The organism is Mycobacterium sp. 852002-51613_SCH5001154 (genome assembly GCF_001667425.1).
Classification (GTDB): Bacteria; Actinomycetota; Actinomycetes; order Mycobacteriales; family Mycobacteriaceae; genus Mycobacterium.
Map to the genome: position 1 here is coordinate 1 of NZ_LZII01000034.1, position 26,715 is coordinate 26,715.

At 67.7% G+C, this 26,715-nt stretch carries 30 protein-coding genes and 1 pseudogene; 7 read left to right on the forward strand and 24 right to left on the reverse strand.

Annotated features, from left to right (window positions below; genetic code table 11):
* The 4 genes and pseudogenes from A5750_RS08430 to fadD5 form a co-directional block, all read right to left on the reverse strand.
* Nucleotides 1-197, reverse strand: a pseudogene (locus A5750_RS08430) (MCE-family protein MCE1A); the annotation flags it as partial.
* Between the two features lie 5 nt (nucleotides 198-202).
* Complete coding sequence (locus tag A5750_RS08435) at nucleotides 203-1,072, reverse strand: ABC transporter permease (protein WP_066949491.1); 870 nt, start codon at nucleotides 1,070-1,072, stop codon at nucleotides 203-205.
* Between the two features lies 1 nt (nucleotide 1,073).
* Nucleotides 1,074-1,889, reverse strand: coding sequence for an ABC transporter permease (locus A5750_RS08440; protein WP_066949488.1), 816 nt, complete (start codon nucleotides 1,887-1,889; stop codon nucleotides 1,074-1,076).
* 248 nt (nucleotides 1,890-2,137) lie between these two features.
* The gene (gene fadD5 / locus A5750_RS08445; RefSeq protein WP_067262133.1) at nucleotides 2,138-3,778 is read right to left on the reverse strand and encodes a fatty-acid--CoA ligase FadD5; all 1,641 of its coding nucleotides are present in this window, start codon (nucleotides 3,776-3,778) and stop codon (nucleotides 2,138-2,140) included.
* Between the two features lie 160 nt (nucleotides 3,779-3,938).
* Here fadD5 and A5750_RS08450 point away from each other — a divergent pair, with 160 nt between their 5' ends.
* Entirely contained in the window at nucleotides 3,939-4,631 is a 693-nt protein-coding gene (locus A5750_RS08450; protein WP_082948261.1) for a GntR family transcriptional regulator, read from the forward strand.
* A 16-nt stretch (nucleotides 4,632-4,647) separates the two neighbouring features.
* On the opposite strand, the gene A5750_RS08455 is transcribed toward A5750_RS08450, so the two are convergent.
* Together A5750_RS08455 and A5750_RS08460 are read right to left on the reverse strand one after the other, a co-directional pair.
* Nucleotides 4,648-5,088 carry an SRPBCC family protein gene (locus tag A5750_RS08455; RefSeq protein WP_066949484.1) on the reverse strand — a complete coding sequence of 147 codons (441 nt, stop codon included), beginning with the start codon at nucleotides 5,086-5,088 and terminating at the stop codon, nucleotides 4,648-4,650.
* A 94-nt stretch (nucleotides 5,089-5,182) separates the two neighbouring features.
* Complete coding sequence (locus tag A5750_RS08460) at nucleotides 5,183-5,674, reverse strand: thioesterase family protein (protein WP_067262014.1); 492 nt, start codon at nucleotides 5,672-5,674, stop codon at nucleotides 5,183-5,185.
* Between the two features lie 14 nt (nucleotides 5,675-5,688).
* Between A5750_RS08460 and A5750_RS08465 the strand changes: the two genes are divergently transcribed.
* On the forward strand, nucleotides 5,689-6,798 hold the full coding sequence (locus A5750_RS08465; protein ID WP_067262136.1) for an alcohol dehydrogenase catalytic domain-containing protein: 1,110 nt from the start codon (nucleotides 5,689-5,691) through the stop codon (nucleotides 6,796-6,798).
* A gap of 3 nt (nucleotides 6,799-6,801) precedes the next feature.
* Here A5750_RS08465 and A5750_RS08470 read toward each other — a convergent pair whose 3' ends face one another.
* The 9 genes from A5750_RS08470 to A5750_RS08510 form a co-directional block, all read right to left on the reverse strand.
* Nucleotides 6,802-7,995, reverse strand: a complete 1,194-nt coding sequence (locus A5750_RS08470; protein WP_067262016.1) for an enolase C-terminal domain-like protein — start codon at nucleotides 7,993-7,995, stop codon at nucleotides 6,802-6,804.
* An 86-nt stretch (nucleotides 7,996-8,081) separates the two neighbouring features.
* Nucleotides 8,082-8,810, reverse strand: a complete 729-nt coding sequence (locus A5750_RS08475; protein WP_067262018.1) for an SDR family NAD(P)-dependent oxidoreductase — start codon at nucleotides 8,808-8,810, stop codon at nucleotides 8,082-8,084.
* Entirely contained in the window at nucleotides 8,807-9,205 is a 399-nt protein-coding gene (locus tag A5750_RS08480) for a nuclear transport factor 2 family protein (protein WP_067262020.1), read from the reverse strand. The genes A5750_RS08475 and A5750_RS08480 overlap by 4 nt, the downstream gene beginning before the upstream one ends.
* Nucleotides 9,202-9,963 carry an HpcH/HpaI aldolase/citrate lyase family protein gene (locus tag A5750_RS08485; RefSeq protein ID WP_066949468.1) on the reverse strand — a complete coding sequence of 254 codons (762 nt, stop codon included), beginning with the start codon at nucleotides 9,961-9,963 and terminating at the stop codon, nucleotides 9,202-9,204. The genes A5750_RS08480 and A5750_RS08485 overlap by 4 nt, the downstream gene beginning before the upstream one ends.
* Nucleotides 9,960-10,928, reverse strand: a complete 969-nt coding sequence (locus tag A5750_RS08490; protein ID WP_067262022.1) for a zinc-binding dehydrogenase — start codon at nucleotides 10,926-10,928, stop codon at nucleotides 9,960-9,962. Before A5750_RS08490 ends, A5750_RS08485 begins: the two co-directional genes overlap by 4 nt.
* 1 nt (nucleotide 10,929) lies before the next feature.
* Nucleotides 10,930-12,141: a cytochrome P450 gene (locus tag A5750_RS08495; protein WP_197505388.1), complete on the reverse strand. Its 1,212-nt coding sequence runs from the start codon at nucleotides 12,139-12,141 to the stop codon at nucleotides 10,930-10,932.
* Nucleotides 12,142-12,158: 17 nt separating this feature from the next.
* Nucleotides 12,159-12,863 carry an NIPSNAP family protein gene (locus A5750_RS08500; protein ID WP_067262026.1) on the reverse strand — a complete coding sequence of 235 codons (705 nt, stop codon included), beginning with the start codon at nucleotides 12,861-12,863 and terminating at the stop codon, nucleotides 12,159-12,161.
* Nucleotides 12,860-13,456 (reverse strand): hypothetical protein, encoded by a 597-nt coding sequence (locus A5750_RS08505; protein WP_067262028.1) that lies wholly within the window; start codon nucleotides 13,454-13,456, stop codon nucleotides 12,860-12,862. Before A5750_RS08505 ends, A5750_RS08500 begins: the two co-directional genes overlap by 4 nt.
* Before the next feature lie 129 nt (nucleotides 13,457-13,585).
* On the reverse strand, nucleotides 13,586-14,755 hold the full coding sequence (locus A5750_RS08510; protein ID WP_067262030.1) for a CaiB/BaiF CoA-transferase family protein: 1,170 nt from the start codon (nucleotides 14,753-14,755) through the stop codon (nucleotides 13,586-13,588).
* A gap of 171 nt (nucleotides 14,756-14,926) precedes the next feature.
* Here A5750_RS08510 and A5750_RS08515 point away from each other — a divergent pair, with 171 nt between their 5' ends.
* Both A5750_RS08515 and A5750_RS08520 read left to right on the forward strand, forming a co-directional pair.
* Nucleotides 14,927-15,658 (forward strand): SDR family NAD(P)-dependent oxidoreductase, encoded by a 732-nt coding sequence (locus A5750_RS08515; protein ID WP_067262032.1) that lies wholly within the window; start codon nucleotides 14,927-14,929, stop codon nucleotides 15,656-15,658.
* Between the two features lie 41 nt (nucleotides 15,659-15,699).
* The gene (locus A5750_RS08520; protein ID WP_066949448.1) at nucleotides 15,700-16,371 is read left to right on the forward strand and encodes a DUF427 domain-containing protein; all 672 of its coding nucleotides are present in this window, start codon (nucleotides 15,700-15,702) and stop codon (nucleotides 16,369-16,371) included.
* On the opposite strand, the gene A5750_RS08525 is transcribed toward A5750_RS08520, so the two are convergent.
* The 4 genes from A5750_RS08525 to A5750_RS08540 all read right to left on the reverse strand — a co-directional run bounded on the left by A5750_RS08525 (nucleotide 16,368) and on the right by A5750_RS08540 (nucleotide 20,185).
* Nucleotides 16,368-17,096 (reverse strand): ZIP family metal transporter, encoded by a 729-nt coding sequence (locus A5750_RS08525; protein ID WP_067262034.1) that lies wholly within the window; start codon nucleotides 17,094-17,096, stop codon nucleotides 16,368-16,370. The two genes, A5750_RS08520 and A5750_RS08525, sit on opposite strands and share 4 nt — an antisense overlap.
* An 81-nt stretch (nucleotides 17,097-17,177) precedes the next feature.
* On the reverse strand, nucleotides 17,178-18,359 hold the full coding sequence (locus tag A5750_RS08530; RefSeq protein ID WP_067262036.1) for an acyl-CoA dehydrogenase family protein: 1,182 nt from the start codon (nucleotides 18,357-18,359) through the stop codon (nucleotides 17,178-17,180).
* A complete protein-coding gene (locus tag A5750_RS08535; protein WP_066949439.1) occupies nucleotides 18,359-19,279 on the reverse strand; it encodes an LLM class F420-dependent oxidoreductase in 921 nt (306 codons plus the stop codon). Before A5750_RS08535 ends, A5750_RS08530 begins: the two co-directional genes overlap by 1 nt.
* A 15-nt stretch (nucleotides 19,280-19,294) precedes the next feature.
* Nucleotides 19,295-20,185, reverse strand: a complete 891-nt coding sequence (locus tag A5750_RS08540; protein ID WP_197505385.1) for an acyl-CoA thioesterase II — start codon at nucleotides 20,183-20,185, stop codon at nucleotides 19,295-19,297.
* A 243-nt stretch (nucleotides 20,186-20,428) separates the two neighbouring features.
* Here A5750_RS08540 and A5750_RS08545 point away from each other — a divergent pair, with 243 nt between their 5' ends.
* From A5750_RS08545 to A5750_RS08555, 3 genes are read left to right on the forward strand one after another with little or no spacing between them, the layout of a single operon-like run.
* Nucleotides 20,429-21,247, forward strand: a complete 819-nt coding sequence (locus tag A5750_RS08545) for an SMP-30/gluconolactonase/LRE family protein (RefSeq protein WP_066949433.1) — start codon at nucleotides 20,429-20,431, stop codon at nucleotides 21,245-21,247.
* Between the two features lie 12 nt (nucleotides 21,248-21,259).
* On the forward strand, nucleotides 21,260-22,102 hold the full coding sequence (locus A5750_RS08550) for a thioesterase family protein (RefSeq protein WP_067262138.1): 843 nt from the start codon (nucleotides 21,260-21,262) through the stop codon (nucleotides 22,100-22,102).
* A 22-nt stretch (nucleotides 22,103-22,124) separates the two neighbouring features.
* Nucleotides 22,125-22,664, forward strand: a complete 540-nt coding sequence (locus A5750_RS08555; protein WP_067262038.1) for a TetR/AcrR family transcriptional regulator — start codon at nucleotides 22,125-22,127, stop codon at nucleotides 22,662-22,664.
* On the opposite strand, the gene A5750_RS08560 is transcribed toward A5750_RS08555, so the two are convergent.
* Genes A5750_RS08560 through A5750_RS08580 form a run of 5 tightly spaced genes read right to left on the reverse strand, consistent with a single transcriptional unit; the run spans nucleotide 22,665 to nucleotide 26,704 of the window.
* Nucleotides 22,665-23,015: a hypothetical protein gene (locus A5750_RS08560; RefSeq protein ID WP_067262040.1), complete on the reverse strand. Its 351-nt coding sequence runs from the start codon at nucleotides 23,013-23,015 to the stop codon at nucleotides 22,665-22,667.
* Nucleotides 23,016-23,049: 34 nt separating this feature from the next.
* Nucleotides 23,050-24,390, reverse strand: coding sequence for an FAD-binding oxidoreductase (locus A5750_RS08565; protein ID WP_067262042.1), 1,341 nt, complete (start codon nucleotides 24,388-24,390; stop codon nucleotides 23,050-23,052).
* Nucleotides 24,391-24,408: 18 nt separating this feature from the next.
* The gene (locus tag A5750_RS08570; protein WP_066949518.1) at nucleotides 24,409-25,002 is read right to left on the reverse strand and encodes a DNA-3-methyladenine glycosylase I; all 594 of its coding nucleotides are present in this window, start codon (nucleotides 25,000-25,002) and stop codon (nucleotides 24,409-24,411) included.
* An 18-nt stretch (nucleotides 25,003-25,020) separates the two neighbouring features.
* Nucleotides 25,021-25,965, reverse strand: coding sequence for an aldo/keto reductase (locus A5750_RS08575; protein WP_067262044.1), 945 nt, complete (start codon nucleotides 25,963-25,965; stop codon nucleotides 25,021-25,023).
* Nucleotides 25,952-26,704, reverse strand: a complete 753-nt coding sequence (locus A5750_RS08580) for a cysteine hydrolase (protein WP_082959071.1) — start codon at nucleotides 26,702-26,704, stop codon at nucleotides 25,952-25,954. The genes A5750_RS08575 and A5750_RS08580 overlap by 14 nt, the downstream gene beginning before the upstream one ends.
* Nucleotides 26,705-26,715: the final 11 nt, after the last annotated feature.

Sequence of the window (26,715 nt, forward strand, 5' to 3'; positions counted from 1 at the left end):
TAGGTGACCTTCGAGCCCGGATCCATCACCAGCCCGGCCCGCGACGCCAGCATCGTCAACTTCGTCTTCGGCGTGAAGTCCCCCCGGAACTGCCCGTAGACCAGGGCCCCGGCCACCAAGGCGATGATCAACGACGCGATGCCGGCCAGCTTGTACGGCGGCTTCCGTTGGGCGTTGACCTTCACTGGTGATGTCATGGCGGCTACACCGTGAGTGCGAAGTTGGGGTTGACACCATAGAGCGCCAACGCTGCTGCCAGAACGACGACCTGCACCGATACCAGCGAGAAACGCATCGATCGGCCGACGGCCTCCCCTACGCCGACGGGTCCACCGCCGGCGTTGTATCCGTAGAAGCAGTGGGTGATCATCACGACCGCCGTGATGATGATGGCCTCGAGGAATGACCAGAACACGTCGTCGGGACGCAGGAATGTCCGGAAGTAGTGCTCGTAGGTGCCGTTCGACTGACCGTACAGCACCGTCGTGGTGATCTGCGGGGACAGGAACGACATGATCATGGCCAGCGCATAGAGCGGGATGATGACGACCAGACCGGCCATGATCCGGGTGGTCGCCAGGAACGAGATCGACTTGATGCCCATGACTTCCAGGGCGTCGATTTCTTCGCTGATGCGCATGGCGCCCAACTCGGCGGTCGCGCCCGCGCCGACGGTGGCCGCCATCGCGATGCCGGTGACGACCGGGGCGGCGATGCGCACGTTGATCAGTGCGGCGAAGAAGCCGGTGAATGCCTCGACCCCGATGTTGCCCAGCGAGGCGAAGCCCTGAATCGCGACCAGGGAGCTACCGGAGAGGGTCACGAAGCCGACGATCGCGACGGTGCCGCCGATGACGGCCATGGCGCCGGTGCCCATGCCGATCTGGGCGATCAGCCGCAACGTTTCCTTGCGGTAGTTGCGCAGTGCGTGCGGGATGTGCGCGATGGCCTCCGCACCGAACCAGGCCATCTGGCCGATGTCGTCCAGGCCGCGGGCCGCGGCACCGCCGTAGCGGTTGAGGTTTTCGGCTGCCCGGGGGAAGCGGGCGCGCAATACGGCAGAGGTTGACATCTCAGTGGCCCGTCCCGAATCGCACGCCGATGGTCGTCAGCACCACGTTGACCGCGTACAGGGCGACGACGCAGAGCACGACGGTCTCGTTCACCGCGGTGCCCAGGCCCTTGGAGCCGCCCCGCACGGTCAACCCGCGGTAGCAGCCGACCAGTCCGGCGATGAGGCCGAACATGGCGGCCTTGACGGTCGCGATGACCACCTCGGGCAGGCCGGTGATCGTGGTGAGGGTGGCGAGGTAGGCGCCCCCGGAGACGTTTTGCAGGTAGACACCGAACAGGTAGCCGCCGACCAGGCCGACAGTGATCACCAGGCCGTTGAGCAGAGTGGCGACCAGCGTCGCGGCGATCACGCGGGGAACCACCAGGCGGTGGATGGGGTCGATGCCGAGCACCTCCATCGCGTCGATCTCCTCGCGGATGGTGCGGGCACCGAGGTCCGCGCAGATCGCCGTCGAGCCGGCGCCGGCCACCACCAGCACCGTGGTGAGCGGCCCGAGCTGGGTGACGGCACCGATCGCCGCACCGGCACCGGACAGGTCGGCGGCTCCGAACTGGGCCAGCAGCACGTTGAGCGTGAAGATCAGCAGCACGGTCAGCGGGATCGACACCATGATGGTCGGCAGGAACGCGACTCGCATGATGAACCAGCACTGCAGGACGAACTCGCGCCACTGGAAGGGCCAGCGGAACAGTGCCCGTCCGGTGAGGACGCACATCCGGAAGAACCCCCCGATGAGCGTCAACGGTGTCTGCAGTTGGTCGCGTACGTAGCCGACCAGGTAGGGGCCCTGTCGACTCGTCGACGTTGAAGTCACCGCTGCCCCCTCCAGCCGATACCGCGAGCCTCAGGGCGCCGCGGCGGATCGTGTAACACGATTCGCCCCCTCGCCGCTATGCGGCCGGGGGTGCCCCCACCTTGCCGCGACCCAACGTGTGTGACCATGGGCTCCCTACTGGCAAGTAGTAACGGAGACCACAGGAATGTACCCGATGGCCATGCACGTGTGAACTGCATCTGCACAATTAACCCTTCGTCAACAGCGGGCAAACGTTACAGTTTCCGTCAGCTTTCCTCTCTGGCAGTGAAACCTTCTGTGGTAGAGCGATTTTCGTCGATATTTGCGGTGCCGTAACGGATCCGCAGCTCAGTCTTGAGCACCTTGCCGGCGGGGTTGCGCGGCAGCGCGTCCACAATCTCGAGCGCCTTGGGATGCTTGTACCGCGCGAGCCGCTCGGCCAGGAATTCGGCCAACTCGTCGAGCAGCAGCTGCTCGCCGGCCACCGCCGCAACCGCGATCGGCACCTCGCCCCACTTGTCATGGGAACGCCCGATGACCGCCACTTCGACGATGCTGGGGTGGCTGGCCAGCACGTTCTCCACCTCGGCGCAGTAGATGTTCTCGCCGCCGGAGATGATCATGTCCTTCTTGCGGTCCACCACCCAGACGTAGCCGTCGGCGTCCATCCGGACCAGGTCGCCGGAATGGAACCAACCGCCCGCGAACGCCTCCGCGGTGGCCTCCGGGTTGTTCCAGTAGCCGCTCATCAAAGTCGGTGCGCGATAAACGATTTCACCAACCTCACCGACCGGTACGTCGTTCATGTTTTCGTCGACCACACGTGCGGCCACGGTCGGGATCACCTTGCCGACCGATCCACGTTTGCGGATCGCGTCTTCGCCCAGCAGCATGCAGGTGACCGGCGACATCTCGGTCTGGCCGAAGGCTGCCAGGATCTGGGTTCCGGGGAACGTCGCCGACATCTCGCGCAGCAGCGCGTCGGGGGCGGGCGCCGCCCCCCACGACATCACCCGCAGCCTCAGGTCGCGGGGCCGCGCTCGCTGCTCGGCGCAGACCGCCTGCCACTGGGCGGGCACCAGGAAGAGGCCGGTGACCTTCTCCTCGGCCAACACGTCGAGCAATTGCCCCGGCTCGAAGGCGCCGAGCGGGTAGATCACCGTGGGGGTGCCGAGCAGCATCCCGGTCAGCATGTTGCCGATGCCGGCGATGTGGAAGAACGGGACGCCGACGAAGCCGACGTCGCTGTTGAGGTCGACGCCGTTGGTGTAGAGGCCCGTCATGGTCTGGCCGGTCAGGTTGGTGTGGGTCAGCACGGCGCCCTTCGGGCGGCCGGTGGTGCCCGAGGTGTACATGATCAACGCCGGCGAATCGTTCGGGATGTCGGGCATGTTCGCGGGCCCGCCGGGCTCGTTGATCAGGTCTTCATAGCCGAGCACGCTGTCGTCGCCCGCGCCACCGGCCACGACGATAGTGTCCAGCAGGGGCTCGACCTCGCGAACCCCGGTGGCGACCGGGGCGAGCACCGATTCGGTGATCATCACGCGGGCTTCGCAATCCTGCACCAGGAACGCGATCTCGGCGGCGGTGAGCCGGAAGTTCAGCGGAACGGCAATCCCGCCGAGCATGTTGACAGCCAGCACCGACTCGACGAATTCGGTCCGATTGAGCATCAACACCATGACCCGATCGCCGAAGCCGACTCCCCGACGGCTCAACGCATCGGCCAGCGCCCCGACGCGGCTCCGCAGTTCGCCCCACGTCACGGTCTTGCCAAGAAACCGCAGCGCCGTCGCGCCCGGCTGCATCAGGGCATGCCGTTCGAGCTGATTCACCCAGTTCTGCCGCCGGGCCAGATACGGCTGCTCGGTTCCCTGCGCCAGATGGCTCGCTAATTGCGCGGTCAACCCCAACCCTTCCCTCACTCCCGCACCGCTTGCGCCAGGTTGATATTTGATAAAACATGGTGTTGTCTGGGTCACATTATGGCCTTAAAGCCCTGCTGACAAGCCCCGACAAAAGTTTCAAACCAACCTCCACGACGCCCCGAAAGCCCTGGCAGCCCCCGTGAACGCACCGATATCCACGCGACTGAGGCGCCGACGGCCACTGCGCCGGGCGCAATTGTCCGACGAGGTCGCGGGCCACCTGCGGGCGGCGATCATGTCCGGGGCCTTGCGGCCGGGAACGTTCATCCGCCTCGATGAGACCGCGGCCGAGCTCGGCGTCAGCGTCACGCCGGTGCGCGAAGCCCTGCTGAAGCTGCGCGGCGAGGGCATGGTGCAGCTCGAGCCGCACCGCGGTCACGTCGTGCTCCCGCTCACGCGCCAGGACGTCGAGGACATCTTCTGGCTGCAGGCCACCATCGCCAAGGAGCTGGCGGCCGCGGCCACCGACCACATCACCGACGCGGAGATCAACGAGCTGGAGCGCATCAATGAGGCGCTCGCCGCGGCCGTCGGCTCCAGCGATGCCGAGACCATCGCGGGCATCGAGTTCGCGTTCCATCGGGTCTTCAATCAGGCGAGCGGGCGGATCAAGCTGGCCTGGTTCCTGCTCAACGCCGCGCGCTACATGCCGGTGCTGATGTATGCCGCCGATCAGCAGTGGGGTGCGGCCGCCGTCGAGAACCACCGCCAGCTGATCGCGGCGCTGCGCCGGCGCGATGCCGCCGCGGTGATCGAACACACCGTGTGGCAATTCACGGACGCGGCCGCCCGGCTGAACGAGATGCGGGACCGCACGGGAATCTTCGACTGACCTGCCTCGCCCGCGCCTAGCCCGCGGCCAACTGCTCGGCGCGGCGCTTGAGGCTTTCGGCAAGGTGGTCCAGCACGTTGTTGAGGAGCTGCTTCACCATCGGCGCCGGGACCGGCATCGAGGTTTCGACGTCGAGGTCCACGGTCAGCAGGCTCGACGCCCCCATCGCCACGACGCTGAACAGCTGTTCCTGTTTGGTGAACAGGTCACCCTGCTGCAGCACGGTCTGGATCTGGTTTTCCCCGGGGTAGTACACGGCCTGGATGAACATGCTCTGCATGCCCTGGTAGTCGGTGTCGAGCCGCAGCTGGCTGGGGCGCCCGTCGTCGTATCGCGCGAGCACCCAGAGACCCTTGATCTCCTCGTTCCACTGCGGGTAGGCCTCGAAGTCGGCGACGATCGCCATGATCAAGGCCGCGTCGGCGCTGACCTCGACGGTCTTGCTCATCACGGGCATTGGCGAAGCATAGCCGGGTGGGCGACGCGCTCCGGCAGTGCGGCCGGGCCGGCGGTTTCGCACGAAAGCCCCGGCCCCGCGGGCGATCTCAGGCTTATCGGTCCACGCGCGCCGACGACAGCAACGAGCGGACGGGGTCGGGGATCTCGATCGGCTTGCGAGTGGACCGGTCGACGTAGACGTGCACCCAATGGCCGAGCGCGGTGATGGGCTGCGCCTGCTCTGCGTGCGCCGCCCGGAACACGCCGAGCCGGTACGTGACGCTGCTGCGGCCCAGCCGGGTCACCGCCAGGCCCACCGCGAGGTCTTCGGGGAAATGCAGTTCCGAGTAGTACCGGCAGCCCGACTCGGCGACGATGCCCAGCGCGGGGGTGGTGAGCGGGTCCAGCCCGGTGCTGGTGTTGATCCAGGCGTTGATGGCGGTGTCGAACAACTGGTAGTACACCGCGTTGTTGAGGTGGCCGAACATGTCGTTGTCGGCCCACCGGGTTCCGACCGGCCACAGCACGGGGAAGTCGTCACTGGTGAGCCCGTCCGGTGCCGGCGGTACCACCGGAGCCGGCGAGGCCGGGGGTTCCGAAGCCATGGTTGTATTCCAGCATGGTTCAGATTCGGGGGGCCGTGCTGGACCGGGTCGGTCTCGCTCGCCCGTACGCCGATTCCCGGCCGATTCGGGTTGTCGATCTGGACCTGGACCCGCCGGGCAGCGACGAGCTGATGATCCGCATCGAGGCGGCCGGGGTGTGCCACTCCGACCTGTCGGTGGTCGACGGCAACCGGGTGCGGCCGGTGCCGATGCTGCTCGGTCACGAGGCGGCCGGAATCGTCGAGCGGGTTGGTGACGGCGTGTCCGACCTCGCCATCGGCCAGCGGGTGGTGCTGGTGTTCCTGCCGCGGTGCGGTCATTGCGCGGCCTGCGCGACCCAGGGCCTGACCCCCTGCGAGCCGGGCAGCGCGGCCAACGCCGCGGGGACCCTGCTGGACGGCGACATCCGGCTCCACCACGCCGGTCACCGGGTGTATCACCACCTCGGGGTATCCGGATTTGCGACGCATGCGGTGGTCAACCGGGCCAGTGTGGTGCCGGTGCCGCCGGACGTGCCGCCCGAAGTCGCCGCGCTGCTGGGGTGCGCCGTGCTGACGGGTGGGGGCGCCGTGCTCAACGTCGGCAATCCGCAGCCGGGCCAGGCAGTCGCCGTTGTAGGCCTGGGCGGTGTCGGCATGGCGGCGGTGCTCACCGCGCTCACCTATGACGGCGTGCGCGTCGTCGCCGTCGACCAATTACCCGACAAGCTGACCACCGCCCGCGCCCTGGGCGCGCACGAGGCGTACACGCCGCAGCAGGCTGCCGACGCTCGGGTGAAGGCCGCTGTGGTTGTCGAGGCCGTCGGTCATCCCGCCGCACTCGAGACGGCCATCGCGCTGACCGCGCCGGGTGGCCGCACCATCACCGTCGGACTGCCGCCGCCGGATGCGCGAATCACCGTGTCCCCGTTAGGTTTTGTGGCCGAGGGGCGGTCGCTGATCGGCAGTTACCTGGGTTCGGCGGTGCCCAGCCGCGACATCCCGCGGTTCGTCGCACTCTGGCAAGCGGGCCGGCTGCCGGTGGAATCACTGGTGTCGTCGTCGATCCGGTTGGATGAGATCAACGAGGCGATGGACAAGCTGGCCGACGGTACCGCCGTGCGGCAGCTCATCAGGTTCGACTAGCCGCTACCTCGGGTGCAGGGGCGCGACGGGTTCCACCGCCGCGTCCGGAAGGCGGTGCTCTTCGATGTATTCCCAACGGATTTCGTAGCCCAGCCCGGGAGCCGACGGTATCTCGACGAACCCGTCCGGGGTGAGCGGATCGCAGGGCGAGTTCAGATACGGCGGCGCGGCGTCGTAGCGAGCGCCTGGCCCGAGCAGGCCGCGCTCGTAGTACTCGCAGACGTCTTCGCTGGTGGCGCCGAGCACCTGCAGGTTGCCGAAGCCGCTCATATGCAGCTCGCACCGCATGCCGACCGCCTCGCACATCCCCGCCAGCTTCATCACGCCGGTAATGCCTCCGCGCAGCACGTCGATGCGGCTGATGTCGGAGGCATGGCGCAGGATCCAATCCGCCCGGGTGTAGATGCCGCCCTCGGCGATCTCGGGAGAGCAGATCGGGATGTCGAGTTCGTCGCCGAGTCGCCGGTAGGCCTCAACCCGGTACTCCGGCATCGGGTGCTCGTACCAGTAGAAACCCAGCCGCTGCAGCTCGCGGCCGACCCGCAGCGCGTCCTCGTGGGTGTGGTAGGTGCCCCAGGGGTCGAACATCAGCACCATCTCGTCGCCCACCGCTGCCCGAACCTCGCGGCACACCCGGATGTCCCAGTCGACGTAGGACGGCCGCGGCAGGGCGAACTGGCCTGTTGCGGGATTCCAGTAGTGGTAGGGGTGAATCTTGTAGGCGCCGTAGCCCTGACGCTTGCAATCGACGGCGTGGGCAGCGTAGTCGTCGGGCGATCCGAGATTGTTGAAACTGCTGGCATAGGCCTTCACCCGGTCCCGCGCCCCGCCGAGCAGTTTGTGCACCGGCAACCCGGTAACCCGGCCGGCCAGATCCCACAGGGCCAGATCGATTACACTGCAGACGTTTTCGGGGAGCTTCGCGGCCCACAGTTGGCGCCAGATCTCCGCCCTGTCGAACGGGTCCTGGCCGGCGAGCAGCGGGCTGAGGAATCGGGTGATCAGCGCCTGATCCCCGGGGAGCAGGCCGTCCTGGTCGCCATGGAAGTGACCGCCGAAGTAGTAGCCCTCGATCCCCTCGTCGGTGAGCACCTTGGTCACGGTCTGCACCACGCGATAGTCGGTCATCAGCTGGCCGAACGAGATTCGATCGACGAACGTCTCGAACGGCGCCACCTCGAGGCCGGTGATCTTCATGGCAGCACATTCTGCCGATGGCCCGGGCGCTCAGAGTAGAGCCGAAGGTCCCGCGCCCGTCGCGTCCAGTGCTCCGTCGAATTCGGTCATCGGATCTGCACGCATTGGCCACCGTCGACGACCAGTTCGGAACCGGTGATGAACGACGCCTCGCCGGAGACCAGGAACGCGACGGCGTCGGCGATCTCGCGCGGTTGTCCGATCCGCCCGAAGGCCGACGACGCGGCGAGTCGCAGTTGCGTGGCGTCATCGAGCATCGGGGTGGCGATCGGTCCGGGGAACACGGCGTTGACCCGGATGCCGAAGGGCGCGAGTTCGGCGGCGGCGTTCTGGGTCAGGCCGCGAAGCGCCCACTTCGCCGAGCTATATGCGGCGTGATGCGGGAAGGGGCGGATGGCTCCGGTGCTGCAGATGTTGACGATGGCGGCCTGCTGCGCCGCACGCAGGTGCTCCAGCGTCGCCTGAATGCCCAGGAAAGCGCCGAAACAATTGACCCGCCAGGAATTCTCGAACCCGCCGGCGGTCTCGTCGGCCAACGAGGCACGGTGCAGCACGCCGGCGTTGTTGACCAGCGTGGTCAGCGCCCCGAACCTGCCGATCACGGTGCGCACGGCCGACTCCCACAGCGATTCGGAGGTGACGTCGAGCTCGATCGCGATCACCCCGTCATCGCCCAATTCATCGACCAAGGCGGTCAGCTCGTGGGCTCGCCGATCACAGGCGGCCACCGAATAGCCTTCCACGCGTAGCCGTTTGGCGATCGCCCAACCCTGGCCGCCGGCGGCGCCGGTCACCAGTGCGACGCGTTGATTCATGATGACGTGACCTCGGGGCTGTCGGACAGGCCGTGGCTGGTGACGAATTGGCACCTCCGACGCCGGAAACGCCAACGCCCGTCGCTGCGGACCAGTTGGTCGTCGTACAGGGCGGGGCGCAGGTGCAGGTCACCCGCCCGGACGAACAGCACCTGCGACCGGGCCGTCGCGGTGTCGTCGTCGATGTGAATCCGGGAGACCCCGGTCAGGTGCAGCCCCCGCGGGGCATCCCGGAACATCCGCCCGATGCCGTCGTGCCCGGCGAAGGTCCGCCCGTAGACCAGGAATTCGGCGTCCGGGGTGAACAGCGCCACGCACCCGTCCACGTCACCCGCGTCGAGTGTGAGGGCGTAATCGGCGATCAACTCGCGGATCGCGGTCTGATCGTCGCTCATGGTTCGGTCGCCTCGCGCAGGTGCTCCGCGGCTCCCCGGCGCAGCGCGTGCGATTCGGCAGTCAGGGTGATCATCGAAAGCCCCAGCTTCGCCATGGCGCGGCCCGTCGTGCCGTCCCCGGCGTGAATGCCGGTCACCAATCCGGCGCCGGTGGCCGCTCGGTGGATTCGCACGATGGCATCGAGGACGGCCGGATCCTTCGTCGCGCCAACCACGCCCACGCCCAACGAGAGCGCCAGATCGGCGGGGCCGACGTAGAGGCCGGCGAGCCCGTCGACGGCGCAGATGTCGTCCAGGCCGGCCAGCGCCGCGGCCGTCTCGATCATCGCGAACACGCTGACCCGGGATTCCAGCGCGGCGGTGTCACGGCCAAGGCCGGCGCGCAACGGGCCGAAGCTGCGGATGCCCGCGGGCTGGTAGCGGGTGGCGGCCACCGCCGCGGCGGCCTGGTCCGCCGACTCGATCATCGCGATGACGACGGCGTCGGCGCCGGCGTCCAGCACGCGCCCGATCGGGGCCGCGTCGGCGTTGGGCAGCCGCACCAGGGTGCCGATCGGCAGGTGTTCGGTCCGGCGCAGCATCCCGGCGATGTCGGCGTCGTCGAGGTAGCCGTGCTGGGCGTCGAAACCCACGTAGTCGTAACCGGCACCGGCGAATTCCTCCGGGCCGAGCAGCGTCGGCCCGGTGATCCAGCCGCCCCATATCGGGCCGCCGCGGTTCAGTGCCCGCTGCAACGCGCTCTGCGAGTTGTCGGTCATTCCGCGATCGCGATCTTGATGCGCTCGGGAACCGGGCGGTCGGCCAACTCGAAGGCGCCCTGGACGTCGTCGATGCCGAACGTGTGGGTGAGGTAGGTGGCGAGGAGCTCGGGGTGTTCGGCGGCGTACTTGCCCGCGAGCTCGAGCATCCGCCGCCGATCCAGTGTCACACCGGATTTCAGCGTCAGGTTGTTGCGCAGCATGGCGCGCATGTTGATGGGATAGGCGTCGTCGTCGGCGACGCCGAAGTAGAAGACGGTGCCGCCGGGCGCGGTCGCGTCGATGGCGTGGGCCAGCGTGGCGACCTGGTGACCGACGGCCTCGATTACGATGTCGGCGCGGTCGCCGGCGGCGAGTTGGCTCACCCACCGGTCACTGGTGGCGCGCACCGGGTCGTCGACGCCGAATGCGGTTGCCACGCTTGACCGGTCGACGGGATCGACCCCGGTGACGCGCCGGGCGCCGGCCGCCTTGGCCACATAGGAGAACAGCAGGCCGATGGAGCCCTGGCCGATGATCGCCACATGCCTGCCGGCGAGGTCCGGCAGCTGCTCGCAGGCGTAGAGGACGCACGCCAGCGGTTGCAGGCCGACCGCCTGCGCCGGGGTCAGCGCCGAGTCGTACGGCGCCAGGCCGTAGCCGTTGCTGACCACGCGTTCCATCATGCCGTCGAACCCGGATGCCCAGCCGACCACGAGGTCGCCGGGACGGTGCTCGGGGTGCCGGCTGGCGATCACCTCGCCGGCGACTTCGTGGATCGGGAAGCCGTCCTTTTCGGCCGCGCTGGTCCCGTCGTCGCCCGGAATGCGCCCGCGGGCACCGCGAAAGGCGGGCAGATCGCTGCCGCACACGCCGGCGGCCGTGAACCGCAGCAGGACCTCGGCGTCGGCGAGGCACTCGGGCGTCTTCTCTGGGATCGTTGTCCGCTCGAACAGGTAGGGGGCGACGATCCGGTAGGACCACACGTCATACCTCCACCGGGATGTTGTTCCATCCCCATTGAAAGCTGGAGGGCAGCCGCTTGGCGGCCTCGGCCTGGATCGCGTAGTCGGGCACCCGGCGCAGCCATTCCCCCAGCAGCACATCGACTTCCAGCCTGGCTAGGTGGTAGCCGATGCAGAAATGTTGACCGCGGCCGAAGGCCAGGGACCGGCGGATGGGCCTGTCCCAGACGAATTCGTCGGGTTCGGGGTATTCCCGCTCGTCGCGGTTGGCCGAGGCGAGCAGGGTGATGACGCGCTGTCCGGGCCGGATGGTCTCGCCGTGAATGGTGAAGGGCTTCCGCGCGGTTCGGGCGAACCATTGCGCCGGCGCACAGAACCGGATCATCTCCTCCCGCGTGATCGGCACGTTGTTGCCGGGGTCGGCGCGCACCGCGGCGAGCTGGTCGGGTCGCTGGTTGAGCTCCCATAGTCCGTGGGCGACGATCTTGGGCACCGTCTCGGTGCCTCCGATGAAGATGCAGAGCATCTGGGTCGCGACTTCCAGGTCGTCGAGCGGGCTGCCGTCGGGCAGGCGGTAGCCGAGCAGGCCGTCCACGACCGCAAGCGGCCCCCCGGACCGGTCGGCGCGGCGGCGCTGAACCACCGGTAGCAGGTATTGGAAATAGTTGGGCCGCGCTTCGGCGGTGTCCACCCCGACGCCGGGCTCGGCCAGACTGCCGGCGTTGACCGCGGCGAGCACCTCGGGCGCGAGATCGGTTGAAATGCCCAGCAATTCGCATACGACGGATGCCACGACGATGCCGCCGTAGTCCTGGGTCAGGTCGAACGAACCGCGGGGCAGCAGCTCATCGAGGCGTTCGTTGGCCAGCTCGCGGATTCTGGCCTCCCAGCCGGTGACCGCCCTGGGGCGCAGCGGCTGGGAATGCGCGCGCCGGATCTCCGCGTACAGATCCGTGTCGAACACCGCGTGGAACGGCAGGGGGTGCAGGGGCGGGTCGTCGACCGGGCCGGTGTTGTGCTTGGCCAGGACGGCCGCCGCCGGCAGCGTCCCTTCCGACGCGACGAACGTGCCGTCGTTGACCTCCAGCACCTGCCAGATGTCCTCGAAGCGGGACAGCGCGTAGGTGTCCCACTGCGGCATGTAGTAGACGGGATGGTGGTCACGCAGGATTCGGTAGTACGGCAGCGGATTCGCCATCACCTGCGCGTCGAAGGGGTCGTAGGCGAAGTGCACGGCCTCTTGCTGCCGCATCACTGCAGCGGCGAGGGCGGTAGGGCCTGCAGGATCGAATCCTCCCAGCCGTCGCGCAGGGCGGGCGCCACGCTCATCCAGGTGACGATCTCGGCGGGCGGGCTCTCCTTCCACGAAGGGTAATGGTTGGCGAAGCATTCCCAGCCGCCGTCCAGTGCCCAGTAGTGGATGACCTCGTTGTAGCGGAAGGTCGTGGTGAACGAGCCCAGCCAGCGCTTGCCGGTGCGTTCCGACCATGGGACGTAGAGCCGCTCCAGTTCGCGGATGTAGTCGTCTTGACGCCCCGGCTTGGTTTGCATGATCTCCTGGATCACCAGCGGCGCAGCGAAATTGGCTTCCCGCAGCTGGGCAAGAGTCCTGTTGCTGGGGCCGGGGTACATGATTCGGCCCTCCCCCGTGGCGCCGATGTCGGCCAGAAAGGCGGACCATTTGCCGGCCGCGGCCTCGTGACTGCCGCCGCGGGCCTGGGCGGCCCCGATCCGCGCATAGTCGGCGAACCCGTCGATCTCCCAGATGACCGTCACCTGCGGCCAGTGGCCGTTGTAGGGCGTGGTCTCCCAGATCGCGAACAGCCGGGCGCCGATCTCTTCCATCATGGGCCGGTAGGTGTCGGCGAACACCTCGGTGAAGCGGTCGCTTCGCCCGGAGCCGAGCGAAATGGTCTCGTGCAGGTAGAGCAGCGTGTGGCGGTAGTACTTCTTCATCGGTCGAGCCGGATCAGCCCCGAGTCGTCGCGCCCACAGGTCGCCAAATCGCAGAACAATGTTTCCGTGGAATAGACTGCGGGGCAGTCACTTCCGGCTGCCGCCAGCGCGTGGCCCTTGAACCTTCGCGCGGCCGCACTGAGCGAGTACTGCGCCCTGGCCACCTCGCGGTCCACGCGCAGGGGCCACCCGGAAGGCGCCTGGCCCCACAACGCGACTTCGGTCAACCGGTCGTCGAGCGACGCGAGCACCTTGTCGCGCACGCGCGCATCCGCGGTGAACGCCTCGGCGCTCACCGCCAGGCTCTCGCTCGTCGAGCCGGGGCCCGTCGCGGTGAGCCACTCCTCGAGATCGCGCGCCTGCAGGCCGAGGATCCGCAGCGAGCGGGCGTCGCCGTCATTCGGCAGCAGCACCGTCACCTGCCAGCCGGCCATCGCCCGGTCGTAGAGCCAACCTCCGGCCGATTCGACGACGTCCAGGGCGCTCACCGCAATGACGTCGAGCCGATAGCGCAGACATTCCCGGTCGGCACGGCTCGCCCGGGCGGCGCGGACCCGGCTGCCTTCCCTGATGTCGAACGTTGACGTGACCATTCAATCCGTTCCTCACCGCCGCACGTGCATCGGCGTTACCGCAACGCTTGTTCTGGGCTGGGGCCGCCTGAGGCGACTTACCGGACAGCGTGACACTTGAGGACATATTTGTAAAGGTGCGACCGGTGGTCACAAGCCGCGGCGCGCCTTGAGTTCGGCGAGCACTTCCTCGGTGTGCTGCCCGAGTTCCGGTGCCGCAGAACGCGGTGCCCAAGGTGTGCCGTGGAAATCGGCGGGTGTGGCCACCATCGGGACGCTGGATTCGCCATCGGGCACGTCAACAATGCCGCCCGCGGCGTGAAACTGCTCGTCGGCGACTACGTCTTCGAGGCTGTTCACCGGTGACCAGAAGAAATCGGGTTCGGCCGCGAAGGCCTGCGCCCACTCCTCGAGGGTGCGGGTTGCAAAGATGGCATCCAGCTCGCCGATCAGCTCCGCCGAGTTGACGAAGCGGGCGTATGCGTCGCCGAACCGCGGATCGGACAACCACTCCGGGTGGCCGACGGCACGACACAGCGGGGGCCAGTGCCGGTCGCCTTCGAGTCCGACGATCCAGAATCGCCGCCCATCGGCGGTGGCGTAGTTGTTCATGCAGGGATTGCCCATCGATTCCCGCTGCCCGATTGCGATCGGTTGGCCGGTGAGCAGGTAGGTGTTGAGATCGAAGCTCACGGTGTAGGCACCCTGCCGATACAGCGATGTGCTCACCAGTTGACCGGTCCCGGTACGGGCGCGGGCAACCAGCGCCGCACAGATGGCCGCCGCCAGCGTCATGCCGGCCGAATGATCGCCCATCCCACCACGCTGGAACGGTGGCGTATCGCCGGGCCGGGTGAGCAGATGCGCCACTCCTGCGCGCGACCAGAAGGCGGCCACGTCGTAGGCGGCCCGGTCCGCGTCGGGTCCGGTCTCGCCGTATCCGGTGATCAGCCCGTACACCAGGCTCGGGTTGCGGGCGGACACCGATTCGAAGTCGAGCCCCAGGCGTTGCAGCGCGCCGGGGCGCACATTGGTCACGAAAACGTCGGCGCCGGTGAGCAATTCGAACGCGGATTCGCGGCCCGCCTCGTCCGTGAGGTCGAGCACGACGCTGCGCTTGGAGCGGTTGTCCATCTCGAAGGGCGGGTTGACCCCGAGGTCGCAGCCCAGCATCTTGCCGAACATGCGCCCGGGGTCGCCGCTCGGCGGTTCGATCTTGACGACGTCGGCGCCCCAATCGGCCAGGATGCCGCCGGTGGCCGGTCCGGCCACCCAGACCCCGAGCTCGACGACCTTGACGCCCTCCATCGGTCCCGCCATGGGTTGGTCCCTGCCTTCCGTCAACCGGATGGTACGCAGGGGCACCGGCCCCTGAGCTGCGGGCCGATGATTTCGCGCGCCCCGGTGCATCGGAATACATGCGGGCCGCGACGGCTCGCCGCGGCGGACCCTCGGGCGTGGGCCTGCCGGGTACTCCGAACGAGAAGGGAGATGGTCGTCGTGGCGACAATCTCGGGAAAGGCGATTCTGATCACCGGTGGCAATCGTGGCATCGGGCACGCGCTGACCGTGGAAGCGTTGAACAGAGGCGCGGGACGGGTGTGGGTGGGTACCCGAAAGGCCTTGGCGGACAACGGCGATTCACGCGTGACGCCGTTGACCCTGGACATAACCGACAAGGCTGACCTCGAGGCGGCGGTCGAGCGGGTCGACTCTCTCGATATCGTCATCAACAATGCCGGGCTTGCTCTTTACGATGACTTGAGCGACCCCTCCGCGCTTGAGCGGCATCTTGCGGTCAACCTTTTCGGCACCTACGCCGTCATCCAGACCTTCCTGCCTTTGTTGGTCCGTTCCGGAGGATCGATTGTCAACAATCTGTCGGTGAACGCGTTGGCCCCCTTACCACTCATCCCGGCCTACTCCGTCTCCAAGGCTGCCGCGTTCTCCATGACGCAGTCGCTTCGTGCCATGTTGGCCGGGCAGGGGGTTCGGGTGCATGCCGTGCTGACCGGGCCGGTGGATACCGAGATGACCCGCGGCCTCGACATACCGAAGGCCTCACCGCAATCGGTGGCGCGCGCCATCTTCGACGGAGTGGAGAACAACGACGACGAAATCTTCCCCGATCCGCTGTCAAGGTCGCTGGCCGAGCGCTGGGACAGCGGCGCTGCCAAGGTGCTCGAACGCGAGTACGCGGCGCTGCTCGATGCGGACCACTGAGCCCCGCATGATCCCGATGGGCAAAGGTCTAGCCTCACTGCATGAGCCTGGTAGCCGGACGTGGTCCGCTCAGCAGTGATCCGGCCGGGCGTTTCTCGCCCCCGCTGCCCGCCGAGGTCGTCTTCATCGAGCCTCATCCGCGCCGCGTGCAAGCCATCCAGGACGGGCGTGTGGTGCTCGACACCGAAGGGGCGCTGCTGGTGCACCGGCGGGGGCAGCCGCTGAGCTATGTCTTCCGGGCCGACGAGGTGGGTGACCTGCCAGGCGAACCCGAGCCGGAGGCGCCGGGCTTCGTGCACGTGCCCTGGGACGCCGTCGACACCTGGCTGGAAGAGGGCCGCGAGCTCGTGCACTACCCGCCCAATCCGTACCACCGCGTCGACTGCCGCCCCACCAAGCGTCGCTTGCGCGTCTCGGTCGCCGGCACGGTGCTGGTGGACACCGACGACACCGTGATCGTGTTCGAAACATCCTTGGCTCCACGGCTTTACGTCGATCCGGCGCACGTGCGCACCGACCTGTTGCGCCGCTCGAAGACGTTGAGCTACTGCAATTACAAGGGTTTCGCGACGTATTGGTCTGCGGGTGATGTCGACGACATCGCTTGGAGCTACGCCGACCCCCCGCCGGAAAGCCTGCCCATCAAGGGATTCCTGAGCTTCGACCTCGCCCGCGTGGATGTCGTGGCCGAGCTGCCGCTCGCGGGCGGCTAACTGGCCAGCCCGACGATCGCCAGCATGAACAGCACCCCGCCGATGGTGCACGCCAAGGTCACCGGGGTGCGATGTCCGGCATGCGCCCTCGGCAGGATGTCGGCGCTGGCCAGGTACATCAGGAAGCCGGCGAAGAATCCGAGATACAGCTCGAGCAGGCGATGGGGGATCGTCACGGCCAGTGTGAGCGCCGCGCCCGCCACCGGTGCGATCGCGTCAGCGGCCAGCAGCGCCAATGCCCGTCGACGGTCGTTTCCATAGAGCGATGTGACGGTGTAGGTGTTGAAGCCGTCCGCGAAATCGTGGCCGATTACCGCCACCGCCACGACGACGCCCGCCGCGGCCCCGGCTTGAAAGGCGGCCCCGATGGCGAATCCGTCCATGACGCTGTGGCCGATCAGCCCCGACGCGGCAAGGATCCCGACGCCGGGCGCGTCCGGATCACCGGCATCCTCCGATCCGTGACCGCGATGGATGCCGACGGTGTGTTCGACGACGTGCAGCACCAGAAAGCCGAGAACGAAGGCCGCCAAGGGAGCAGGTATGCCGAACAGGCTCCATGGCGTCTGGCTCATCGCTTCCGGCAGCAGGTCGAAGCCCACCGCGCCGAGCATCAGCCCGGCCGCCAACCCGAGCACCAGATAGCGGTAGGAACCGATACGCAGCGCGGCATAACCGCCCAGCAATGTGGTGACGAACGAGCCGAGGGCCACGAGAACAACCACTGCGGGCCCACCTCTCTGCGACCGATGCTCGGTGAAAAGGTAGCGCCCTCGGGGAGGGTTGGCCCACCCGAACGTCCGAAGCTATCCGCCGTAGCTCGGGCGTCCCAGCTTTAGCTCGTGCTGGGCGATCATGTTGCGGAACACTTCCAGGGTGCCGCCGTAGATCCCCAGTGGCAGGGCCAGCCGGTAAAGGTGTTCCGCCGCACCGTCGGTGGCGGAGCCGGGAGTTTCGGTGGGCAACGCCGAAGCGGTCCCCAGGATGTCCATCAGGTCGGGGGTGATGTCGCGCATGGTCTGCGCGATCGCTACCCGCCCGAGCATCCCGGGCGTGGAAAGTGCCGCCTCCATCCGGGCCACGTCACGCCCGAGCCGGTATTTCACCGAGTCGTCGTCCAGCTGCGTCCGCCCGTCGGGACCCGGTCGACCGACGGCGGCGGCGACGGCGTCGATGACCTCGGCCATCAGGTCGCCGTGCGCCGACATCGCCGCAATGTATTGCAGGCCATGATCTTCGCGATCCGCCAGGCCGTGCTCTGAGTCCAGCGCCGCGCGCATCACCGTCCAGCCATCGTTCACTTCACCGATGCGGTAGATGTCGTCGACGCGGACGTCGCTGTAGTAGACGATGTTGGTGCGGTCACCGTCCAGGGTCCGAATCCCCTGGATCTCGACGCCCGGCGAGTCGAGCGGTACCAGGAACATCGTCAGGTTGCGGTGTTTCCGGCCTTGGGGGTCGGTGTTGGTGAGCAGAAAGACATACCTGGCGTTCTGCGCGTTCGACGTGAACATCTTGGAGCCGTTGATGATCCAGCTAGACCCGTCACCATCGCGGACCGCGCGCGTCTTGCAGGTGGCGACGTCGGAGCCACCCTCGGGCTCGGTGTAGCCCAGACACAGCCGAATCTCGCCGGCCAACACACCGGGCAGCACCCGGTCGGCGAGCTCCGGCGCCCCGAATTGCCGCACCAGCCGAGCGACGACGGACGTGGTGCCCCAGTGGTACCACGGCGTGTGCCCGCGGGCGATCTCGAGTTGAAAGATGCGCCGACGAACCGGGCTGAATCCACCTTCGGACTCCAACTTCCAATCCGATGCGAGGTAGCCAGCTTCGCCCAACGCCAGATGCACTTGCTCGTCGAAGTTTTCGCCGAATTCCAGCTGCCGGTGGAGCACTTCGTCCGTGACGTGCTTCGCGATGAAGGCGCGGGTCTCGTCGCGGAAGGCCCGGTCCTCGGGCGAGAGTTCGACGCGGGAGAAGTCCATCAGGCCGCGTCGATCACGAGGGTGCGGAACCGATCGAGTGTCTCGAGTGCGTGCGCCATGCTGTCGCCGGGGAGATGGACGCTCACCCACGTCACGCCCAGTTTCGCCAGCTTCTCCAGGCCGTCGAGGTAGGCATCGGCGTTGAATTCGTCGTCGGCGGGGCTGCCGCCCTCGAAGTTGGTGAAGGTGATGTCGATCGCCGACCAGTCCCTGCCGGCGGCATCGCACCGGCGGCGCAGGTCGTCGATGCCGTCGGTGAGGCGCGCCAGCGAGTCGATGACCGCCGTGCCGGCGGTCTGGGCCAGTTGGGGTGGCGCGGGGAATGGGCACCAGCCGTCACCGTATTGCGCCACCCGTTGGCGCGCCGACGACGTGTTGCCACCGATCCAGATAGGCGGGTGCGGGTCACTCAGCGGCCGGGGGTGCGCGGTGATCCCGCGCGCACTGAAATGCCTTCCCTCGAAAACGATGTCGTCGCCGGTCCAGACCGCCCGGATCACCTGCAGCGCTTCCTCGAAGAGCTCGGCCCGCTCGTCGTAGCTGACCCCCAGCGCGGCGAACTCTCGCTTGAGGTATCCCACGCCCACCGCCAGGGTGAACCGGCCGCCGGAGAGCAGGTCCAGCGTGGCACCAGACTTGGCCACCACGAACGGGTTTCGATACGGCAGCACCACGATGTTGGGAATCAGCCGCAGTGTGGTCGTCGTGGCAGCCGCGAAGCCCAGTGCGACAAAGGGATCCAACGCGTCATGCCCACCGGCCTCCAACCATCGCTGCGACGGCGCCGGATGATCCGTGAAGCCGAACCCGTGAATTCCGGCCGCTTCGGTGGCCGCGGCCACCTTCCCGATGCCATCTCCGCTCACCAACTCCCGGTTGTACGGGTGGCTGTGCATCGGGTGGGTGATGGTGAAGTGCATGCCAGCGACCGGCCGTTAGAACCGTGCGCGGGAGTCGATGGCCGTGTCGGTGGTGCGCAACGGGCGGATCAGCGCCTCCTGCGCGAAGGAGCACAGCAGCTCCCCCTCCTCGGAATGCACGGTGCCGCGCACGTACGACATGCCTGCGCCGACTTGGGTGCTTTCGTGGGTGTACAGCAGCCACCCGTTCCAGCGCACCGGCTCGTGGAACGCGACGGAGATGCTCATCGGTGCGGTGGACACGGTCAGGTGCGCCTGCGCGGTGCCGATGCCGGGATGCGCGCGCATGGTGGTGGAAATCCCCAGGTGGCCGGTGAAGTACGCCAGCAACGCCTTGGCCAGGTCGTCCCGGGTGGGGATGGGTTCGTAGTGCAGCCAGGCGTAGAGCTCCGGCGGCCCGACCTCGTCGGGGCTGTTCACGTCGACGACGTCGACCAGGCGCAGTTCCCGGCCGACCATCGGCATCGGCGAGTGGTGGGCATCCGCGGGCCCGGCCACGTCGGGCCGCGGCAGGTGGTGGCGAATGACGTCGTCGGTCGGCACGTCGGCCAGCACGGTGATACTCAGGCAGCGTCGCCCGTTTTGGTGCACCGCGACCACCGCGGTGGCGGTGGACCGGCCCTCGGCGACGACGTCGAGGACAAGCTCGATCGGCGGTCCAACGGTCACGGCGCGGGAGAACACCGCGTGTGCCGAGCGCACCGACTTGTCCGGAAATCGCTTGGCCACCGCGACGATCGCCTGGGCGAGCACCTGGGTGCCTTCCACCACTTGACGTTCGTCGCCGGCGGCTCCAACATCACCGCCGGTGTCACCGGTGAACCGGTCCTGGCCGTCGGCCTGCACGTCGAACAGGTCCAGCAGGCCCTGCACCGTCCACTCGGTCTGCTCAGATTCGGTAGTCAAATCCGCTCCCCATCTCGTTGGCAGCTCATCGCACAGCGTGACACTCTGGCCAAGATTTGTAAAGCTTGGCTAACCGCTTTCACCCGGTCCGCGGGGGCCGCCTACGACGTCGTCACCAATCCGGAGAATTGGAGGCCGTCGCGCGGGAAGTCGCCCGGCAGCGAGATTGACACCGGTGCCCGCGGTGCATGACACTTTGGCGGTGTTTTGTAAAGCGGAGGATGCCGTCGAAGGCTGCAGCGGATGATTCCGGAGCCGCTGGCCAACGGCTTCTGCTTCGGCGAAGGACCGCGCTGGTTCGAGGGACTGCTGTGGTTCTCCGACATGCTGGGCGAGGCGGTCCACACCTCGACCATGGCTGGCTCGCTTACCACGTTGCCGCTGCCCGGGCACTGCCCGTCAGGCCTGGGTTTTCGCCCCGACGGATCGCTCCTGATCGTCTCGGTCGAAGACCGCAAGGTGTTGCGCTACGACGGTGAAAGCGTCGACACCATCGCCGATCTCGCCGAACTGACACCGACCAACCTCGGCGACATGGTCATCGACGGCGCGGGCCGCGCGTACATCGGATGCCAGGCCTTTAACGGCGGCGCCATCATCCGGCTCGATCCGGACGACAGCGCCGTCGTCGTCGCCGAAGACCTCGACTTTCCAAACGGAATGGTGATCACGCCGGACGGGCAGAGACTGATCGTCGCCGAGTCGGTCGGCCGGCGGCTGACCTCGTTCACTATCGGCGCCGACGGCGGGCTGGCCGGCCGCTGCGTTTTCGCCGAAGGCCTGGACGGGCCGCCCGACGGCATCGCGCTCGACGCCGACGGCGCGGTGTGGGCCTCGATGACGCTGGCCCACCAATTCGAGCGGATCATCGAGGGTGGCGCCGTGACCGACCGCATCGACATGGGTGAGCGCGTCGCGATCGCCTGCGCGCTCGGCGGCCCCGAACGCCGGACGTTGTTTTTGTTGTCCAGCACGGAGGCGTATCCGCAGCGCCTGGTCGGCACCCGACTGTCCCGGCTGGACGCCGTCACGGTGACCACGCCCGGCGCCGGCCTGCCCTGACGAGAGGTGACGATGACCGACTCCTACTACGAGCTCATCGACGGCGCGGATACGTGGGGCGAAAAGTTCCGCGCCACCGACCTGGCGCGCGGCACCTGGTCGTCCGCGATACAGCACGGCGGGCCAGTGTCGGCCCTGCTGGTGCGGGCGCTGGAGCGGTGCGAACAACGCGACGACACCCGACTGTCCCGCGTCGTCATCGACTTGCTGGGCGGGGTGCCGGCCGACGGCGACCTGTGGGTCAGCTCGCGGGTTCAGCGCGGCGGGAAGCAGATCGAACTCGTCAGCGCGGAGATGCTGGCACCCGGTCCCGACGGCGAACCCCGGCCGGTGGCGCGCGCCAGCGGATGGCGGTTGCAAGCCCTGGACACCCGGGCGGTAGCCCACGCCGCCGCGCCGATGCCCGGGCCGCGCAGCGAGGCCCGCAACCGCAACCTCAAGGCGCGGGACTGGGACCGCAACTACGTGCACAGCCTCGACTGGCTGTGGCTGACGGAACCGCTCAGCGAGGGCCCGGGCGAATCGTGGATCCACCCGACGGTGGACCTGGTCACCGGCGAGACGATGACGCCGCTGGAGCGCCTCTTCGCGGTGGCCGACTGCGCCAACGGCATCGGCAGCAAGCTGGACATCACCCGGTGGACGTTCCTCAACACCGACCTGGCCGTGCACGTGTTCCGGGTCCCCGACGGCGAGTGGATCGGCATTCGCGCCGAGACCAGCTACGGCCCGGACGGCATCGGGACCACGATCGGCACGCTGTTCGACGAGCGCGGCGCGGTCGGCGCCATCCAGCAATCGGTACTGGTGCGCCCGCGCCCGGGCAAGTCCGACCGGGAAGCGAAATCACCGTGAACAACTTCGTAGAGTTGCAGATATGAGCAGTCCGGCCCAGACCGCAGAGCCTGACACCTCGACGCGTCAGCGCATCCTCGACGCCACCGCCGAGGTGCTCGGCCGCAACGGCAAAACCAAGCTCAGCCTGTCCGACGTCGCCGCCCAGGCCGGGGTTTCCCGCCCGACGCTCTACCGCTGGTTCGCGTCCAAAGAGGAACTGCTGTCGGCCTTTTCGAGCTACGAGCGCCAGATCTTCGAGAGCGGCCTGGTTCGGGCCACGGCCGGCCTGAAGGGGGTCGACAAGCTCGACGCCGTGTTGCGGTTCATCGTCGAGTACCAGCACTCGTACTCCGGGGTGCGCATGGTCGATGTCGAGCCCGAGCACACCATCGCCCAGTTCTCCGGGGTCATCCCGCAGATGCGCGAGGGCTTGCAGCGCCACCTGCCCGGTCCCAACGCCGCGGTGAAGGCGGCAACCGTCATCCGGATCGCGATCTCGCACTACATCGTCCCCAGCGACGACGCCGACCAGTTCCTGGCGCAGCTGCGGCACGCGGTCGGGATCAAGGGCAGCTCCTGATCAGTCGAGCTGCACCTCGACCTTGACGCGGCCCTTCTCATCGCGGCTGGCGACGGCGTGGCCGGTGTGGTCGGCGCCGTCGAAGTTGAGCAGCGTGATCGGACCGCCTTCGCCGAGAAAGTTTCGCCACCATGTCTTGCTATCGGGCGACATGACGTTGATGACGATGCCGTCGCCGGAGCGGCGGTACCCGACCGGGGTCTGGATCGTCTTACCCGAACGCCTGCCGACGTAGCGAATCTTGATCAGCCCGCGTCGTACCAGTGGTCCGACGACGGGCGCGTCGATCATGCCATTGAACAAATTGTTGACGATTCCGACGATGGGCGTGCCGAAGATCCCGGATGCCATGAAGCCCAGCGTATCTCAGACGGCGCAAGAACGATCAGTCGAACAGCACCGCCGCGTTGAGGTAGCCGGTCGGGTCCAGCGCGGCTTTGATCGTTCGCATCGCCGCGATGTCCGCCGCTTCGCGTGACATGCCGAGGTAGTGGCGCTTGCGCGTGCCGACACCGTGCTCGGAGCTGACGTTGCCGCCGGATCGCGCGATGAGTTCCATCATCGGCCCGTACAGCGCGTTCTCCCGCTCGGCCGGGCAGCGCAGCACGTTGAGATGCAGGTTGCCCTCGCCGATGTGGCCGAACAGCACGGGCAGCGCCTCCGGCGCGTGGACCCCGACCAGATCGACTGCCTCCCTGGTGAATTCGTCGATCGACGACAGTGGCAAGGAGACGTCGAACTTCAGCGGCGGACCGTATACGCCGAGCACCTCAACGAGCGATTCGCGCACCTGCCACAACCGCTGCTGCGCAGCGACATCCACCCCGACCGCGGGCTCGGAGGACATCCGCGCGCCGTCGAGCAGGTCGGCGAGCCGCTCGGTCTGGTCGTGGTCGGCGGCCAACTCCACCAGCAGTAGCCAGTCGCCGTCGACCGGTGCGCCCACCCCGAGGTGCTCGCCGGTCAGCGCGGCGGCCCGGCCGTCGATCAGTTCCAGCGCGGCGATGCCGTCGGTGTCCCGGAACGTCCGGCCGGCTTCGACCAGCGCCGCCAGGTCGTCGAACCCGCAGATCACGGTCACCCGCCGCGCCGGGGTGGGGTGCAGGCGCAGCTCCAGCGAAGTGATCACACCGAGGGTGCCCTCGGCACCGACGAACAGCGCCGACAGGTCGTAGCCGGTGTTGTCCCGGCGCACGCGGCTGTGGCGGCGCAGCAGCGAGCCGTCGGGCAGCGCCACCTCCAAGCCGACAACCTGTTCGCCCATGTTGCCGTAGCGGACCGTGCGCAGTCCGCCGGCGTTCGTCGAGGCCATCCCCCCGACGGTCGCCGTATCCCGGGCGGCCAGGTCGACGCCGAACAGCAGGCCCGCGGCCCCCGCGGCCCGTTGCACCGCCGCCAGCGTCGCGCCCGCGGCCGCCCGGAGGCGGCGCTCGACGGTGTCGACATGGTCGATCGCATGCAACCGCTCGGTGGACAGCAGCACGTCGTCGTGCTCGGGAACGGTGCCGGCCACCAGCGAGGTGCGGCCGCCCTGCACCGTCACGTGCGCCCCGGCGTCCCGGCACACCCGCAGCACCTCGGCGACCTGTTCGGCCGATCCCGGGCGCACCAGCGCACTGGCCCGGCCCCGATAGCGGCCGGTGTGGTCGACGCTGCGGCCCGCGAGCACGTCGGGATCGGTGACCACGTGGGTCGATCCCACCACCTCGGCCAGGCTACGTAGCATGCTCGCGGTTATAGCACCTCACGCCGCTGCCCGAAAACAGCCCTCGAAATGACCGTTTTCAATCCCGACAGTCTGCATGAACGAGTGGGCGACCACAGGCCCGACCATTCGAAAACCCTTATCTCGCAATGCTCTTGACAGCTGGCGTGACTCCGGACTGACCATTCGACCATCGCCGAAGGTTCGGAGCCGATGGTGCCTGCGGGGTTGATGTTGCCACGCCAGTTGCGACAACGAGTGTTTCGATAACAGGCGGGCATTGTGCAGCGTGGCTTCGATCTTGCGTCGATTGCGAATGATCGATGTGTCCGTCATCAACCCCTCGACGTCTTCGGGCGTCATTTCTCCGACCGCCGCGGGGTTGAATCCGAGGAACGCCTCGCGCAGGTTGTCCCGCTTGTCGAAAACGGTCGTCCACGACAGGCCGTTTTCAAAATAGGTCAGCACCAGCGCTTCGAAGAGCAAGGCCTCGTCGCGTGTCGCTGTCCCCCACTCGTGATCGTGATACGCGGTCAGATCGCGACCCGTTTGGGTGGCCCACCGGCAGCGGGTGACGCCGTCGGGGCCGGATATCACGCTGGCAAGGTGGGTCGGAACGCCGATGCCAGCCATCGCCCTCACTCCACGACCCTAGCCCCGGGGCACCTCGGCGAATCCCGGCTCGCCCGCGTCCACAACGGAGTTGAACCGGATCCGAGTGTCGAGACGTTCGCTGATCTCTTGCACGGCGCTGTCGGGAAGCACTGTGACATCGAAGTTCTCGCGGATGCGTGCCGGTGACACGGATGCGGTGAGAACCGCGCTGCCGCGCTGGATGCCCCAGGCCAGGAGCACTTGCGCGGGCGTCTTGCCGAGCCGCCGAGCGATCGATACGACGAGAGGGTCATCGAGCAGCCGCGGTTCCAGTGCGTGACCGAGGGAGGCGAAGGCCAACAGGATGATGCCGTCGGTCTCGCGCATTTGGTGAAGTGCCCATTGGGGGTGATACGGGTGCGACTCGACTTCGACGACCGCCGGCTTGATGCGGGCCGTCTTCAGGATCTCTCGGGTGCCTTCGGCGTCGATGTCGGAGAGGCCTATTGCCCGCGTAAGGCCCTCGTCGACAAGGGCTTCCATCGCCGCCCAGGTTTGCGCCAACGTGACCCCGTCGTCGTAGACGACGGCCCCATGGATGTCCCGGGGGTCTTGGTCGTCCCCGGGCCGGAACGCGAAGGGGGTGTGCACGAGATACAGATCGACCGCGTCCAGCCCCAGCCTGTCCAGGCTGGCCCGCAGGGCGGGCTTCACCCGTTCCGGGCGATGGTTGTTGTTCCACAGCTTCGTGGTCACGAACAATTCCTCGCGTCGGACCGTTCGTTGCGCGAACAGCTCTTTGAGCGCCGCGCCGACCTCGGCTTCGTTGCGATACCGCTCGGCGGCGTCGAGGTGACGAAACCCCGCTTGGACCGCGGTCTTGACGGCATCACGCGTCTTGGTGTTGTCGGACAGCGAGGTGCCGAACCCGAGCGCCGGGATCGCGCCGCTCCCGTCGTTCAGGGCGAACCTGCGTTGACTGAGACTTTCATTCGGTGCCATGGCTTTCGGACTCCTTTGTTCTCGACGGATCGGCCGGCTTGGTCAGCAGGGCGACGGCTTCGGATGTGGTCCAGACCGCGCTGGCGAGGAAGCGGAAATTGATCAGGGCGGCGAGGTAGCCATCGCATTCGGCCAGGCGCGGGCCCGCCGTGGCGTCCTTGACGACGGCGACCTCGAAACCCTGCTCGATGAGCTCGCGCAGGTGGCCTTCGACGCACAGGTTGGCGGCCATCCCCGCGAGCACGACCTGGCTGACGCCGCGCTTGCGCAACTGAAGCACCAGGTCGTTCGACTCCGGGCCGACGATCTTGTGGGGTGAGGCGATGACGGTCTGGCCGTCGTGGATGTGCTGGCGGTACGCCGGCAGGAAGTCGGCTCCGGAGCCGACGAATCCATCTGCCGCGTAAGCGCTTTGGCGCTCGAACATGCCGACGGAGTCCATGAATTTCTCCAGCGGATCCCCGAACCGCCACTGCTTGTCGGTGGGAAAGAAGTAGTGCGGTGACACCGCGACGGTGATGCCCGCCCGCTTCGCGGCGTCGAGCAGCTCGCCGATATGGGCGACGACGTCGTTGGCCCGGACACCGTCGCCGAAGACCGGCCACCCGGCGCCCGCCGGACTCAGGAAATCGACCTGCGGATCGGTGAGGACCAGCGCGGCGCGATCGAGGTCGAGCACGAAGCCGGAATCCGGCAGCTCGGGCAGGTGCGGCTCGGCGTCGCTGCTCGGCTCTGGCATCACACACATCC

Excerpts from the sequence above, each read along its gene's own strand:
- A5750_RS08550 (WP_067262138.1), top strand. The coding sequence starts at position 21,260 with ATGACCGACTCCTACTACGAGCTCATCGACGGCGCGGATACGTGGGGC.
- A5750_RS08435 (WP_066949491.1), bottom strand. The coding sequence starts at position 1,072 with ATGTCAACCTCTGCCGTATTGCGCGCCCGCTTCCCCCGGGCAGCCGAA.
- A5750_RS08455 (WP_066949484.1), bottom strand. The coding sequence starts at position 5,088 with ATGCCCGTGATGAGCAAGACCGTCGAGGTCAGCGCCGACGCGGCCTTG.
- A5750_RS08535 (WP_066949439.1), bottom strand. The coding sequence starts at position 19,279 with ATGCACTTCACCATCACCCACCCGATGCACAGCCACCCGTACAACCGG.
- A5750_RS08575 (WP_067262044.1), bottom strand. The coding sequence starts at position 25,965 with ATGGCACCGAATGAAAGTCTCAGTCAACGCAGGTTCGCCCTGAACGAC.
- A5750_RS08580 (WP_082959071.1), bottom strand. The coding sequence starts at position 26,704 with ATGCCAGAGCCGAGCAGCGACGCCGAGCCGCACCTGCCCGAGCTGCCG.
- A5750_RS08560 (WP_067262040.1), bottom strand. The coding sequence starts at position 23,015 with ATGGCATCCGGGATCTTCGGCACGCCCATCGTCGGAATCGTCAACAAT.
- A5750_RS08555 (WP_067262038.1), top strand. The coding sequence starts at position 22,125 with ATGAGCAGTCCGGCCCAGACCGCAGAGCCTGACACCTCGACGCGTCAG.
- A5750_RS08485 (WP_066949468.1), bottom strand. The coding sequence starts at position 9,963 with ATGACCGACAACTCGCAGAGCGCGTTGCAGCGGGCACTGAACCGCGGC.
- A5750_RS08545 (WP_066949433.1), top strand. The coding sequence starts at position 20,429 with ATGATTCCGGAGCCGCTGGCCAACGGCTTCTGCTTCGGCGAAGGACCG.
- A5750_RS08465 (WP_067262136.1), top strand. The coding sequence starts at position 5,689 with ATGGTTCAGATTCGGGGGGCCGTGCTGGACCGGGTCGGTCTCGCTCGC.
- A5750_RS08565 (WP_067262042.1), bottom strand. The coding sequence starts at position 24,390 with ATGCTACGTAGCCTGGCCGAGGTGGTGGGATCGACCCACGTGGTCACC.
- A5750_RS08475 (WP_067262018.1), bottom strand. The coding sequence starts at position 8,810 with ATGAATCAACGCGTCGCACTGGTGACCGGCGCCGCCGGCGGCCAGGGT.
- A5750_RS08515 (WP_067262032.1), top strand. The coding sequence starts at position 14,927 with ATGGTCGTCGTGGCGACAATCTCGGGAAAGGCGATTCTGATCACCGGT.
- A5750_RS08510 (WP_067262030.1), bottom strand. The coding sequence starts at position 14,755 with ATGGCGGGACCGATGGAGGGCGTCAAGGTCGTCGAGCTCGGGGTCTGG.
- A5750_RS08500 (WP_067262026.1), bottom strand. The coding sequence starts at position 12,863 with ATGAAGAAGTACTACCGCCACACGCTGCTCTACCTGCACGAGACCATT.
- A5750_RS08460 (WP_067262014.1), bottom strand. The coding sequence starts at position 5,674 with ATGGCTTCGGAACCCCCGGCCTCGCCGGCTCCGGTGGTACCGCCGGCA.
- A5750_RS08470 (WP_067262016.1), bottom strand. The coding sequence starts at position 7,995 with ATGAAGATCACCGGCCTCGAGGTGGCGCCGTTCGAGACGTTCGTCGAT.
- A5750_RS08570 (WP_066949518.1), bottom strand. The coding sequence starts at position 25,002 with ATGGCTGGCATCGGCGTTCCGACCCACCTTGCCAGCGTGATATCCGGC.
- A5750_RS08480 (WP_067262020.1), bottom strand. The coding sequence starts at position 9,205 with ATGAGCGACGATCAGACCGCGATCCGCGAGTTGATCGCCGATTACGCC.
- A5750_RS08505 (WP_067262028.1), bottom strand. The coding sequence starts at position 13,456 with ATGGTCACGTCAACGTTCGACATCAGGGAAGGCAGCCGGGTCCGCGCC.
- A5750_RS08520 (WP_066949448.1), top strand. The coding sequence starts at position 15,700 with ATGAGCCTGGTAGCCGGACGTGGTCCGCTCAGCAGTGATCCGGCCGGG.
- A5750_RS08530 (WP_067262036.1), bottom strand. The coding sequence starts at position 18,359 with ATGGACTTCTCCCGCGTCGAACTCTCGCCCGAGGACCGGGCCTTCCGC.